A 13,337-nucleotide genomic window follows, 5' to 3' on the forward strand; every position below is an offset into this window, starting at 1 on the left:
GTGCCCGCGTCTCGCGTGTGACTGTGTCCGTTCCCGCGTGTGACTGGTGTCCGTTCCCGCGTCCGCGCGGTCGGGCCGCCTATGCGGTCGGGCGGCCCATCGCCCGGTACGTCCAGCCGGCCTTGCGCCACAGGGCGGGGTCGAGCGCGTTGCGCCCGTCGAGGATCAGCCGGGTCGTCGCGACCTCCCCGAGCTGCGCCGGGTCGAGCTCGCGGAACTCCCGCCACTCGGTGAGGTGCAGTACGGCGTCGGCGCCCCGGACGGCCCCCAGGGCCGAGTCCGCGTACCCGAGCGTCGGAAAGACCCGGCGGGCGTTGGCCATGCCCTTGGGGTCGTACACCGTGACCTGGCCGCCCTGGAGATGGATCTGCCCGGCGACGTTGAGGGCGGGCGAGTCCCGTACGTCGTCGGAGTCGGGCTTGAAGGTGGCGCCGAGCACGGCGATCCGCTTGCCCAGGAAGGACCCGCCGCCCAGCGCCTGCCGCGCCAGCTCGACCATCTGCCCGCGCTGCCGCATGTTGATGGAGTCGATCTCGCGCAGGAAGGTCAGGGCCTGGTCGGCCCCCAGCTCACCGGCGCGCGCCATGAAGGCCCGGATGTCCTTGGGCAGACAGCCGCCGCCGAACCCGATGCCCGCCCGCAGGAACTTCTTCCCGATCCGGTCGTCGTACCCGATGGCCTCGGCCAGCTTGGCGACATCGCCGTCGGCGGCCTCGCACACCTCCGCCATGGCGTTGATGAAGGAGATCTTGGTGGCCAGGAAGGAGTTCGCGGAGGTCTTCACCAGCTCGGCGGTGGGGAAGTCGGTGACGACGAACGGAGAGCCCTCGCCGATCGGCGTGGCGTACACCTGCCGCAGCACCGCCTCGGCCCGCTCGCTGCGTACCCCGACGACGATGCGGTCCGGGTGCAGGGTGTCCTGGACCGCGAACCCCTCCCGCAGGAACTCGGGGTTCCAGGCGAGCTCGGCGTCCGCGCCGGCGGGCGCCAGCCCGGCGATCGTCCGGGCCAGCCGGTCCGCGGAGCCCACCGGCACGGTGGACTTGCCGACGACGAGCGCGGGCCGCGTCAGATGCGGCGCGAGGGAGCCGATGGCGGACTCGACGTACGACATGTCGCACGCGTACTCACCGTGCTTCTGCGGGGTGTTCACGCACACGAAGTGGACGTCGCCGAAGGCTCCCACCTCGGCCCAGTCCTGGGTGAAGCGCAGCCGCCCGCTGGACCCCTCGAACCCGGGGACGTGCCGGCGCAGCAGTTCCTCGAGCCCCGGCTCGTACATGGGGGTCTCGCCGCGTTCCAGCATCTCGATCTTTTCGCGCACGACATCGAGCGCGAGCACCTCGAAACCCAGCTCGGCCATGGCCGCGGCGTGCGTGGCGCCGAGATAGCCGGTGCCGATCACGGTGATCTTGAGGGCCATGGATGCTCCAGGTGGGGGTGTCGTCGCTGCGCGCCCGAGCATAGTCGGGGCGTGTCGGCTCCCCTCACCGGGCAGTTGTCAGAAGAAGGCCCGCTGTCGCCAAACTCACGTATCACTCGGCTGGGTGGGCCCCTAAAATTTGAGTTACTTAACGGTAATTAGCGTCGGTGACCGTAGCGTTTTGGAGCGTGAGACACCTTGGCCGGATCGGCTGACTTCGACCTGTACCGCCCGTCCGAGGAGCACGACATGCTCCGCGACGCCATCCGTTCGCTGTCCGAGGCGAAGATCGCGCCGTACGCCGCCGCGGTGGACGAGGACGCCCGCTTCCCGCAGGAGGCGCTGGACGCGCTGGTGGCGAGCGACCTGCACGCGGTGCACGTTCCCGAGTCGTACGGCGGCACGGGTGCGGACGCCCTCGCCACGGTGATCGTGATCGAGGAGGTCGCGCGGGTCTGTGTGTCGTCCTCGCTGATCCCGGCGGTGAACAAGCTGGGCTCGCTGCCGGTGATCCTGTCGGGCTCCGAGGACCTGAAGAAGAGGTACCTGACGCCGCTCGCCAAGGGCGACGCGATGTTCTCGTACGCGCTCTCCGAGCCGGACGCGGGTTCGGACGCGGCCGGCATGAAGACCAAGGCGGTCCGGGACGGCGACCACTGGATCCTGAACGGCGTGAAGCGCTGGATCACCAACGCGGGGGTCTCCGAGTACTACACGGTGATGGCCGTGACGGACCCGACGAAGCGCTCGAAGGGCATCTCGGCGTTCGTCGTGGAGAAGTCCGACCCGGGTGTCTCCTTCGGCGCCCCGGAGAAGAAGCTGGGCATCAAGGGCTCCCCGACCCGCGAGGTCTACTTCGACAACGTCCGGATCCCGGCCGACCGCATGATCGGCGAGGAGGGCACGGGCTTCCTGACCGCGATGAAGACCCTGGACCACACCCGCATCACGATTGCCGCGCAGGCGCTGGGCGTCGCCCAGGGCGCCTTCGACTACGCCAAGGGCTATGTCCAGGAGCGCAAGCAGTTCGGCAAGGCGATCGCCGACTTCCAGGGCATCCAGTTCATGCTCGCCGACATGGCGATGAAGATCGAGGCGGCCCGTCAGCTGACGTACGCGGCGGCGGCCAAGTCCGAGCGCCTGGACGCCGACCTGACCTTCCAGGGCGCGGCCGCGAAGTGCTTCGCCTCGGACGTGGCGATGGAGGTCACCACGGACGCGGTCCAGCTCCTCGGCGGCTACGGCTACACCCGGGACTACCCGGTGGAGCGGATGATGCGCGACGCGAAGATCACACAGATCTACGAGGGCACCAACCAGGTCCAGCGCATCGTGATGGCGAGGAACCTGCCGTGAGCGGCCGCTGAACCGACGGTCGAAGGGTGCCCGGGCGAACGGGCACCCTTCACTGCTGTCCGCTCACTGCTGTTCGCTCACTGCTGTCCGCCGCGGCGACGCGGCCGGCGGCAGCCGATCACGCCGGGGTGTCCGGGTGCGGCGCCCGCTCGGTCGGGCCCGTTCAGTCGTCGAGGCCCTCCGCGATGCGGCGCTCGCGCAGTTCCCTGATCGCCCGGCGCCGGGCCAGCCGGTGGGTGCGGCGGATCTGGGCCTCCTGGTACCGCCTCTTGTCGCGTTCCGTCTCCGGGAGCACCGGGGGGACCGCGCGCGGCTTGCCGTCCGCGTCGACGGCGGCGAAGACCAGATAGGCCGAGCCGACCTGGGTGGCCGGCGCGGACTCGTTCCAGCGTTCGGCCAGGACCCGGACCCCGACCTCCATCGACGTCCGGCCGGTCCAGTTGACCTGGGCCTTCACATGGACGAGGTCACCGACGCGGACCGGCTCCAGGAACGCCATCTCGTCCATGGACGCGGTGACGGCCGGCCCGCCGGAGTGCCGCCCGGCCACCGCGCCCGCCGCGTCGTCCACGAGTTTCATGATCACACCGCCGTGCACCGTGCCGAGCAGGTTGGTGTCGTTGTGGGTCATGATGTGGCTGAGGGTGGTGCGGGACGCGGATGCGGGCTTGCCCGGGATGTCCGGGGTGCTGCCCGAGTCCGCCGCGGTGACCTGGTCTGTCATGTCCTCCACCTTATGCCGACGGGGACAACCCGGGACTTTGTGTCAGCTTGGCAACAGCGGGGCCCTGATTCTCCGACGGCCCTTGTAAGGCACACAGCACTGCCCTGCACACTGGTGCGCATGAACGATTGGCCCGAGGGACGGTCCGACAGCGACCGCGGCAACCGGTACGGCGGCGGCAGCGCGAACGCGCGGCCCGAGAGCCCGCGTGTCATGCGGCAGGTCCGCCGCGGCCCGGCCGCGCCGCCGCAGGGCGCCGGCGTCCCGCCGCAGCCGTCGTACGTCAACGGACAGGGACACGGCGACTACACGAACGCCCAGAACACCGGCTACGACAGCGGCTACAGCTCGGGCCAGGTCTACGGGGGCGGTGACGACTCCGGTGGCCCGGGGGGCTATGACACCCGCGCTCAGCGTCCCGCGCCGAACTGGCGCCGCCGCATCAAGTGGACGGCGATCAGCGTCCTGACCGTGCTGGTCGTGACGTCGGTGGGCACGTACTTCTGGGCCGACGGCAAGCTGAACCGCGAGGTGGACCTGTCCAAGGTCATCGACCGGCCCGAGGCGGGCGAGGGCACGAACTACCTGATCGTCGGCTCCGACAGCCGTGAGGGCATGTCCGCCGAGGAGAAGAAGGAACTGCACACCGGTTCCGCCGAGGGCAAGCGCACGGACTCGATGATGATCCTGCACACCGGCTCCAACGGCGACACGCTGGTCTCGCTCCCGCGCGACTCCGACGTGGAGATCCCCTCCTTCGTGGGCTCCGAGTCCGGCAAGACCTACAAGGGCACCGGCCGGCACACCAAGCTGAACGCCGCCTACGCCGAGGACGGGCCCGAGCTGCTGGTCCGCACGGTCGAGTTCAACACCGGCCTGCGCATCGACCACTACGTGGAGATCGGCTTCGCCGGCTTCGCGAACATCGTGGACTCGGTCGGCGGTGTCGAGATAGACATCCCGCAGGACATCAAGGACACCAAGTCGGGCGCCGACTTCAAGAAGGGCAAGCAGACCCTGAACGGCGAGGAGGCCCTCGCGTTCGTCCGCACCCGGTACGCGCTCGCGGGCTCCGACCTGGACCGTACGAAGAACCAGCAGAAGTTCCTCGCGGCCCTGGCCAACCAGGTGGCCACGCCGGGCACGGTCCTCAACCCCTTCAAGCTCTACCCGACCATGAGCGCGGGCCTGGACACCCTGATCGTCGACAAGGACATGGGCCTGTACGACCTGGGGTCGATGTTCTTCGCGATGAAGGGCGTCAACAGCGGCGACGGCAAGTCGATGAACATGCCGATCTCCGGATCCACGGGCGGCAACCTCGTCTGGGACAAGGCGAAGGTGAAGACGCTGGTCAGCCAGCTGAAGAACGACGAGAAGGTCACCGTCTCGGGCAACTGAGCAGTGGGCCGACCGCACGGCCCTGTCGGTCAGGGGCACCCGCACAGGGTGCCCCTGAGCGCGTTCGGGCGGCGGTCACATGGTGGCGCCCGCCATCGTGCGGCACATCTGCGCGCAGCGGCGACAGGACTCTGCGCAGCGCATCATCTGCGGATCGTCCGGCATGGCCATACACGCCTCGGCGCACATGTCGCAGGCCTTGGCGCACATCGCGCACATCTCGGCCGACATGGGCGAGCGCCGCATCATCATGTCGGCGCACATGCGGGTCGTCTCGGAGCAGTCCATGAGCGCGCGCATGATCTGCATCTGGGCCTGGCCGCCCATCTGCATGCAGGAGCTCATGGTCTCCTCGCACATGCTGTGGCAGGCCATGCACGCCTCGACGCAGTCCTGCATCTCCTTGCTCATGGCGGTCATCGTTCCGGGCTGGGTCATGGCTCCTCCTGGAGGGTGAGGGGGTCCGGGCGGGCCCCGTGCGTGCCCTTCCGTCGTACGCCTCCCACGTGCCCCGCGCCATCGGGCGGACGGCTCCGTTCCGTACGTTTCGCACCAGAAACGCACATCCGCTTAGGAGCAGCCCACCTCGTCCCCCCGCACCACACCGAACTCCCCCTGCTCCACCTGGGCCGCCCGCACTCTGCGGACCTGGTGGAAGTCCGTCCCCGCGATGACCTTCAGCGTCGGCCCGAGGCCCTTCACGGCCCGTAGTTCACTGCCCGGCAGGGCCGTCGCGAGGGACTTCGCGGAACGGTCCCAGCGGGGGTCGTAGGCCACGACCGTGCGCCGGGTCGAGGGGGCGGCCGCGCTGACCGGCTGCCGGGTCGTACGGAAGCCCGTGGCCGCCAGTGCCGCGTCCACCCGCCTGCCGAGCCCCGCGGTGCGGGTGCCGTTCTCGACCTGGACGCGGATCCGCTGCGGGGCCACGTCCACGCGCACGGCCCGGCCGCCGTGCGGCCTGGCTCCCGCGGAGGCGAGGGGCTCGTCGTCGCGCAGGGCCCGGAAGAGGCGCTGCGCCTTCACCGGGTCCCACTTCAGCGTCGATCCGAGGCCCTTCACGACGTAGTTCATCCGGCCGATGGGCACGGTCGTGAACTCGGAGGAGGAAGGGGAGAAGGTGCGCATCGCCCGGCCGAGGTCGAGGAGCTCGTCCGTGCCGAAGCCCCGGTCGGCCCGTACCGAGCCGAGCACCGCCCGCGTCACGTCCCGGAACTTCAGCGGGTTCAGCAGCACCCCGGAGGAGGTGGCCCGGTCCACCAGGGCCGCCAGGAAGCGCTGCTGGCGCTTCATCCTGCCCAGGTCGGAGGAGGCGTCCGTGTGCCGGGAGCGGACGTACTGGAGGGCCTGGCCGCCCTTGAGCGTGTGGGAGCCCGGCGCCAGGTCCAGACCCGTGTACGTGTCCTTCAGGGGCTCCGCCGTGCAGATCCGCACGCCGTCCAGGACGTCCACCGTCTTCATGAAGCTGGTGAAGTCGACCTCCAGGTAGTGGTCGATCTTCACGTGGGTCATGTTCTCGACCGTGCGGACGGTGAGCTGCGGCCCGCCCTCCGCGTACGCCGAGTTGATCCTGATCGGGTGGCCGCTGTGCTCCTTGCCGGTGACCTGGTCGGTGTGCGGCGGGGTCTCGGCGTAGGAGTCGCGCGGGAGGCTGACGACGCTGGCCCGCTCCCGGTCGTCCGAGATGTGCACGATCATGATCGTGTCGGTGCAGTGGCAGGGGGTCCCGCCCAGGCGGTAGCGGCGGCGCTCGGTCTCCGTGATGTCGTCGCGGCCGTCGGTGCCGACCAGCAGGACGTTCATGCCGTGGCCGGCCCGCGGCCGGTTCTTCATGTCCTTGAAGGGGTCGACGCGGGTGATGTCCGCGTCGAGGCCGGCGACCACCGAGTGACCGATCCCGGCGGCGGCGAGCAGCACCACCGAGAGCGTGGTCGTCGCCCGCATGGCCCAGCGGGGTCGCCCGCGCCGGACGGGACGGCGCGGCGTACGGCGTGAGGGGCGGGGGCGACGCGGGGACCGGGACGGTGTGGGGGGCATACGGGCACCTCCGGGCGGCGGCCGTGGGCGGTGGTGGCCGTTGGAACGGTAGGCCCATACGATCTGCCGACCGGTGCAGCGCACCCGGCGGGGCGGGCCGTGTCCCCCGTTCGCGGTAACGTGAGCCCCCTATGAACGCCAAGCCCGACGTGCAGCTCCCCGCAGTGTCCGTCATCATGCCCGTCCTCGACGAGGAGCGGCATCTGCGCGGAGCCGTCCAAGCGATCCTCGCGCAGGAGTACGACGGCGAGATGGAGGTCGTGATCGCCATCGGTCCTTCCACGGACCGTACGGAAGAGATCGCGGCCGAGCTCGTCGCCGAGACGGCCTCCCGGAACAAGCGCGTACAGACGGTCCCCAATCCCACCGGTCGTACGCCCGCCGCGCTCAACGCCGCGATCAAGGCCTCCCGCCATCCGATCGTCGTTCGCGTCGACGGGCACGGCATGCTCTCCCCGGACTACATCGCCACCGCCGTACGCCTCCTGGAGGAGACCGGCGCGCAGAACGTCGGCGGCATCATGCACGCCGAGGGCGAGAACGACTGGGAGCACGCGGTGGCCGCGGCCATGACCTCGAAGATCGGGGTCGGCAACGCCGCCTTCCACACGGGAGGGCAGGCAGGCCCCGCGGAGACCGTGTACCTCGGCGTCTTCCGGCGGGAGGCGCTGGAGCAACAGGGCGGCTACAACGAGGAGTTCATCCGCGCCCAGGACTGGGAGCTGAACTTCCGGATCAGGGAGGCCGGCGGGCTCATCTGGTTCTCGCCCGAACTCAAGGTGTCGTACCGGCCGCGGCCCAGCGTCAAGGCGCTCGCCAAGCAGTACAAGGACTACGGCCGTTGGCGGCACGTCGTCGCCCGCTACCACGAGGGCTCCATCAACCTGCGCTACCTCGCCCCGCCCACCGCGGTGTGCGCGATAGCCGCCGGGATCGTCGTGGGCGCCGCGCTCACCCCGTGGGGTTTCCTGATCCCGGGCGGCTACCTCGCGGCCATCGCCGCCGGGTCACTGCCGGCCGGCAAGGGGCTGCCGCTCAAGGCACGGCTCCGGATCCCCGTGGCCCTCGCCACCATGCACATGTCGTGGGGTTTCGGCTTCCTGACCAGTCCGAAGGCGCTGGCCAGGAAGGTCATCGCGTCGAGGCGTCCCGCCGTCCTCACCGACGCGCACTGAGCAGGGCGAGGGCGCGCTCACGGAGCGACTCCGGAGCGCGCCCTCGCGGCACCGTGGGACCCGGGCTACCAGGTGTAGTTCGGGTCCACGTGCATGCACTGGCTGGTGTCGGACGCGTTGATCGCCTCGGCCGTGTCGGGCGTCGTGTCGTCCTTCACCGGCGCCTTGTACGCCGTCCCCGACCGCCAGTCCGCGCCCACGACGACCGTGACCCCGGAGACCTCGGTGGACTTCTTCACCTGACCCGTCGGGATGCCGAGGGCCTTGGCGACCGCCTCGGCGTCGCCCTCCAGGTCGGCGCTCGGGTAGCGGACCACCGTGGCCGCCACGGCCGAGGCCCCCGAGGTGTCCGCGACGGCCTCGGTGAAGCCCTTGCCCGTCAGCAGGTCCTTCACCGCCGTCGCCCGCCCGCGGACCGCCGCCAGCGTGCTCGTGGACGTCCCGTTGTGCACCTGTACCGCGATCTCGCCGGCCGCCGCGGCCGGGTCCGTGACCGTCGGCGACGGGCTCGCGGTGGCCTTCTTCGCGTCCTTGCCGTCCAGGGCGATGTCGTCGCGCACCAGACGGAACAGCTGCTCGGCGTCGTCCGTGGGCACCACCCGGCTGCCCTGGTAGCGGTTCGGCATCGTCGTCATCGTGATGCGCTCGGTGGGCACCTTCTTGAGCTCGCCCGCCAGGTCGTACATCTTCGTGATGGTGTCGAGGCCGTCGTCGACGGTGATCGCCTTCGTGGCCGCCTCGGCGAGCTTGCGCAGCTTGTTCGGGTTGGTCAGCTTGGCGCTGGCGCGCAGCTCGCGGACCATCGAGTTCATGTACATGTGCTGCGCCTTGGCGCGGGCCAGGTCGGTGTCGTCCTCGAAGCCGTAACGCGTACGCAGCCACTGGAGGGCCTGCTTGCCCTTGACGGCGTGCGTGCCCTCCTCCAGCTTCAGGCCCGAGCCCTTGCCGGTGCTGGTGTGCGAGTAGACATTGGCGTCCACACAGACCGGGACGCCGCCGATCGCGTCCGCCATCGACACCACACCGGAGAAGTCGATCATCATGAAGTGGTCGATGTGGATGTCGGTGAGCTTCTCCCAGGTGGCCACCGTGCAGCCCGGGCCGCCGCGACCGAGGGACACGTTCGTCATCTCGTCGGTCAGCGCCCCGTACGTGGTCCCGTCGTCGGGGTCCGTGCACTTGGGGATGTCCAGCAGCGTGTCGCGCGGCATGCTCACCACCGACATGTTGCTGCGGTCCGCCGATATGTGCAGCAGCATCTGGACGTCCGCGAGCGGGGGCCCGTCGAAGGTGTCCTTGGCGCCGCCGAGCTTCTGGTTCTCCGCGGTGTCACGGGCGTCCGAGCCGATCAGCAGGATGTTCAGCGCCGTCTGCCCGGCCGAGTTGGCCTCCGTGACGGCCGCCCGGTCCTTCTCGTCGCCGATGTTCAGGTCGTCGCTCTTGATGTTCGCGTTGAGGTGTTCGTAGTAGAGGTATCCGGCCCCCGCGCCGCCGAGTATGACCACCGCGAGCACCGTCGCCGACCAGCGCAACGCGCGTCGACGTCGGCGTCTGCGATCCGTGTTCCGGCTCGCGCCGCGGCCGCCGCCGGCTCCGCCGTCCCCCCCGGAAGCGGTCTCGTCCTGTTGTTCCCGCGCCGCCGGGGACACCGTGTCCTCGACCGCGGGAACCTCCCTCCGCACCCCACTGCTCCCCGCCAATTCCCCTGCCCCTCCCCGCCGTGCGCCTGACACGGGCCCGTCCCGCGTCAAGTCAGACGCACAACGGGCCCGAAGGGTTACCTACTTGGCGCACTCGACCTTGTCCGCCGTGGACTTCTGGACCGTGTCCGGCACCGTGGTCGGAGCTGTGAGCGAGACGCCCGCGCCCTTGAAGTCCTTGCCCAGCGTCAGCGTCATCGTCGGCAGACCCTGGGAGTTCTCGACACTCTTGCCCGGCTTCAGAGCGGTACCGGGCAGCCCCATGACGGCGGCGAGCTTGCGTGCCTGGTCGGCCTGGTCGGGCGCGTACTCGAGCGTCGTCTTGCTCAGTTCCGCGGGCGCGTTGCCCGCGTTCTCGGACTTCGTCACGCCCTCATCATTCTGCAGCCAGTTAAGAGTTTCCTGTGCGCTGCCGGCCGGAGCGCCGCCGTTCATGACCTGTACCCGCACCGCGGAGGCGGCGGACTGGGTGCCCTTGAGGCGGGCCGCCGCGGCCGCGGCGGCCGCGTTCTTCGACGCCGCCGCCTGCTCCTTCACCTCGGTGAAGGAGACGTCGTCCTTGATCATCTGGAAGACGGTGGGCGCCGTCGAGGTGTTCACGACGACCGTGGCCGCGACCTTCTCGGCCGGGTTGTCGACCACCGGCACGGTGGTGAAGGTCAGGTTCTTCACATTGAGCTTGCCCAGCTCCAGACCCAGGTCCTTCAGCTTGTCGATGGTGTCCAGCTGGGAGTCGACGGTCAGCGCCTTCGTGCCCGCCTCCGCCAGCTTGATCATCTTGGTCGGGCTGCTGAGCGTGTCGTTCGACTTCAGCTTGCGCATCAGCGCGCTGAGGAACTGCTGCTGGAGCTCGATCCGGCTCAGGTCGCCGCCGAAGCCGACGGAGTGCCGGGTGCGCACGAAGGCCAGCGCCTGCTCGCCCTCGATGGTGTGGGTGCCCTTCGACAGCTTCAGATGCGAGTCCTCGTCGTCGATGTCCTTCGCCAGGCATACCTCGACGCCGCCGACCGCCGTGGTCAGCGTCTTGACCGCGTTGAAGTCGGCCACCATGAAGTTGTCGGCCTGGATCCCGGTCAGCTCGGTGACCGTGCGCACGGTGCAGCTCGGCGTGCGGTTGTCCTGGCCGAGGCTGGTGTTGAAGCGGACGTTGTCCGTGCCCTTGATGACCTTGGTGGAGCCGTCCTCCTGCTTGGTCTCGCAGTCCGGGACGTCCACGATCAGGTCGCGCGGGATGCTGAGCGCGGTCGCGTTCGTCCGGTCCTTGGAGACGTGCAGCAGGATCGTGGTGTCCGCGTGGCCCACGCTGCCGGAGTCGCCGTACCCCTCGTTGCCCGAACCGGTGCGCTTGTCGGTGCCGATCACCAGCAGGTTGATCGCCTTGTCCTTGCTGAAGCCACCGGTGCTCGCGCCGTCGTCGGAGACGGACGTGATGTTGTCGTTGAGGTGCTCCAGATAGAGATACGCCGCACCGGCCGTACCCACCAGGACGAAGGCCATGATCCCGCCGGTCCACAGCAGGACCTTCTTCGCCTTCGACTTCTTCTTCACCGGCCGGCGGCCACGCCGGTTCGCCGCCGGTTCCTCCGGCGGTGTGCCCCGGCGACGGCGCGGCGAAGGCACCTCCGGGTCCGGCGCCTCCTCGGACGAAGACGACGGCGACCTCTGGCCCTGCGCCGCCTTACGGCCGCGCTCCGCGTCTCCTCCGTCTCCGCCGGTCCGGCCGGAGTCGGATCTACGAGGCCCGGGCACCGCCGATTGCGGTGCGGAAGGAGTCAGTCGCAGTTCGTATTCGCCGGTGTTCGGATTGAGCACCCACTGGTCTGCGGGGTCGATGTTGTCCGCCCGCCCACGGCCTTGCGCGTCCACGGTTGTCTGAATCCTCCGTCGGGGCCACGCGGCGCCTTTCCCCCTCAAGGCGCTCGGGTCTCGGTCACTCGGTGCGCGACCCCAGGAATGACCTCGTGGCCGGGGGCACCGGATCGCTCACACTATCCGCCCGGTTCGGCGGCGAGCGACGGCCGTGACAAATTCCACGCCCCTACAAGCGGGCAATCCGACCTATTTCTTTGAACTTGTGTTCGCGGTAAGGGGTCGGCTTGGCAAGCGCTTTACCCGCAGCCGTCCTCGGCGGCGGTGTTCCCGCGGAACGTGGGGGCGGGCGGAGCGGGTGAAACCGCCCCGGAAGCCGCAGGTCCCGTCGCCCGCGATCCGAACGGACCGTAGTCACCCGACTCCGCAGGCGCGGAGTTCGTGGGAATTTCCTGAGAAACCACCACCGGCGTGTCCGTCCGCAGCCGTTCGAAGAGTTTCTCCGCCTCCGGCTCCACAAGTTGGTCGCGATTGGCGTTGTAGACGTACGACTCCCGTGGAACGGTCATGAATTGCACATGTTCGGTGGGAATGTCCCGTAGGCCGCGCACGAGTTCGTACAGTCCGCGCAGACTCGCCAGATCCGGGTCGGTGGTGAGCGAGGACGTGGCCGCGTCCAGCAGCGGATACAGCTTCACCGGGTTCAGCAGGACGTCATTGCTCTGCACCTTGTTGACGAGCGCCCCGAGGAACCGCTGCTGCCGGTCCATCCGGTCGGTGTCACTGCCGTTCCCGAGGGACTTGCGGGCCCGCACGTACCCGAGCGCCTGCTCCCCGTCGAGCGTGACCTTCCCGGCGGGCAGCCGCAGTTTGGCGGCCTTGTCGTCGATCGGCTTCTTCAGACACACCTCGACCCCGTCCACGGCGTCGACCATGTCCTTGAACCCACTGAAGTCCACGACCACGTGATGATCGACGCGCACGCCCGTCAGCTTCTCCACCGTCCGGATCGTGCAGGCCGAACCCCCGGTCTGGAAGGCGTAGTTGAACATCGCGAACATCGGCTCGGTCCGCTTTCCGTCCGGCCGCAGGCAGCCCGGCACGTCCACCATCAGATCGCGCGGGAGCGAGACGGCGGTGGCGCTGCGCCGCCCGGCCGCCAGATGCAGCAGGATCGTCGTGTCCGACCGCTCGGTCCCGGAGTCCCGCCCGTACTTCCGGTTCTCGTTCCCCGACCGCGAATCGGACCCTATGAGCAGGATGTTCTGCGCGTCCTTCACCAACGAGGTCGGCCGCTCCCTCGCGTACCGGGCGAGCTCCGCCGCGGCGGCCTCGTCGGGCGTGATGTTCCCGTCCAGCTTCGCGTAGACGACCCACCCCGCGACCCCGATCCCCAGGGCGACCACCCCCACCACCCCCGCCCCGCAGCGCACCCACCGCCGCCGGCGCCGCCGTATGAGCCCCCGCCCGTCGGCGGACGCCCCCACCCCCGGCCCGAGGGGCCCACCGGAACCCGCCGCTTCCCTCACGTCCGATCCACCCCTCCCGCCTCCGGACCCGCTTCGGCCGTACGAGCGTGTAGAGCTGTCCCTACGACGATGCCGCGAAGCGGGCCGAGAGGGAGGACGGGGGTGGGCCGAACGGGTGAGGGGGCACCGGGGGTGCCGGGGACCGCGAACCCAGCCCGCCCGGTGCTTCGGAGAGAGGGACGGGGG

General features: G+C 69.7%; 10 protein-coding genes. 3 read left to right on the plus strand and 7 right to left on the minus strand.

Annotation, left to right across the window (positions count from 1 at the left end):
- Positions 1-79: 79 nt before the first annotated feature.
- Positions 80-1,423 (minus strand): UDP-glucose dehydrogenase family protein, encoded by a 1,344-nt coding sequence (locus ABT070_RS31785; protein WP_351765650.1) that lies wholly within the window; start codon positions 1,421-1,423, stop codon positions 80-82.
- Positions 1,424-1,621: 198 nt separating this feature from the next.
- Here ABT070_RS31785 and ABT070_RS31790 point away from each other — a divergent pair, with 198 nt between their 5' ends.
- Positions 1,622-2,779: an acyl-CoA dehydrogenase family protein gene (locus ABT070_RS31790; protein WP_351765652.1), complete on the plus strand. Its 1,158-nt coding sequence runs from the start codon at positions 1,622-1,624 to the stop codon at positions 2,777-2,779.
- A gap of 163 nt (positions 2,780-2,942) precedes the next feature.
- Here the strand turns inward: ABT070_RS31790 and ABT070_RS31795 are convergent, their stop codons facing one another.
- Positions 2,943-3,503, minus strand: a complete 561-nt coding sequence (locus tag ABT070_RS31795) for an acyl-CoA thioesterase (RefSeq protein WP_351765654.1) — start codon at positions 3,501-3,503, stop codon at positions 2,943-2,945.
- A gap of 120 nt (positions 3,504-3,623) precedes the next feature.
- Between ABT070_RS31795 and ABT070_RS31800 the strand changes: the two genes are divergently transcribed.
- Entirely contained in the window at positions 3,624-4,904 is a 1,281-nt protein-coding gene (locus ABT070_RS31800) for an LCP family protein (protein ID WP_351765656.1), read from the plus strand.
- Positions 4,905-4,979: 75 nt separating this feature from the next.
- Here ABT070_RS31800 and ABT070_RS31805 read toward each other — a convergent pair whose 3' ends face one another.
- Complete coding sequence (locus ABT070_RS31805; RefSeq protein ID WP_351765658.1) at positions 4,980-5,342, minus strand: four-helix bundle copper-binding protein; 363 nt, start codon at positions 5,340-5,342, stop codon at positions 4,980-4,982.
- A 132-nt stretch (positions 5,343-5,474) separates the two neighbouring features.
- Positions 5,475-6,938 carry an LCP family protein gene (locus tag ABT070_RS31810; RefSeq protein WP_451101913.1) on the minus strand — a complete coding sequence of 488 codons (1,464 nt, stop codon included), beginning with the start codon at positions 6,936-6,938 and terminating at the stop codon, positions 5,475-5,477.
- Positions 6,939-7,069: 131 nt separating this feature from the next.
- On the opposite strand from ABT070_RS31810, the gene ABT070_RS31815 reads away from it, so the two are divergent.
- Positions 7,070-8,113: a glycosyltransferase family 2 protein gene (locus ABT070_RS31815; protein WP_351765662.1), complete on the plus strand. Its 1,044-nt coding sequence runs from the start codon at positions 7,070-7,072 to the stop codon at positions 8,111-8,113.
- Positions 8,114-8,178: 65 nt separating this feature from the next.
- Here the strand turns inward: ABT070_RS31815 and ABT070_RS31820 are convergent, their stop codons facing one another.
- The 3 genes from ABT070_RS31820 to ABT070_RS31830 all read right to left on the minus strand — a co-directional run bounded on the left by ABT070_RS31820 (position 8,179) and on the right by ABT070_RS31830 (position 13,151).
- Positions 8,179-9,762 carry an LCP family protein gene (locus tag ABT070_RS31820; protein ID WP_351765707.1) on the minus strand — a complete coding sequence of 528 codons (1,584 nt, stop codon included), beginning with the start codon at positions 9,760-9,762 and terminating at the stop codon, positions 8,179-8,181.
- Between the two features lie 132 nt (positions 9,763-9,894).
- A complete protein-coding gene (locus ABT070_RS31825) occupies positions 9,895-11,679 on the minus strand; it encodes an LCP family protein (protein WP_351765664.1) in 1,785 nt (594 codons plus the stop codon).
- A 242-nt stretch (positions 11,680-11,921) separates the two neighbouring features.
- Positions 11,922-13,151: an LCP family protein gene (locus ABT070_RS31830; protein ID WP_351765666.1), complete on the minus strand. Its 1,230-nt coding sequence runs from the start codon at positions 13,149-13,151 to the stop codon at positions 11,922-11,924.
- Between the last annotated feature and the right edge of the window lie 186 nt (positions 13,152-13,337).

The sequence above is a fragment of the Streptomyces sp. NPDC002884 genome, assembly GCF_040295245.1.
Classification (GTDB): domain Bacteria; phylum Actinomycetota; class Actinomycetes; order Streptomycetales; family Streptomycetaceae; genus Streptomyces.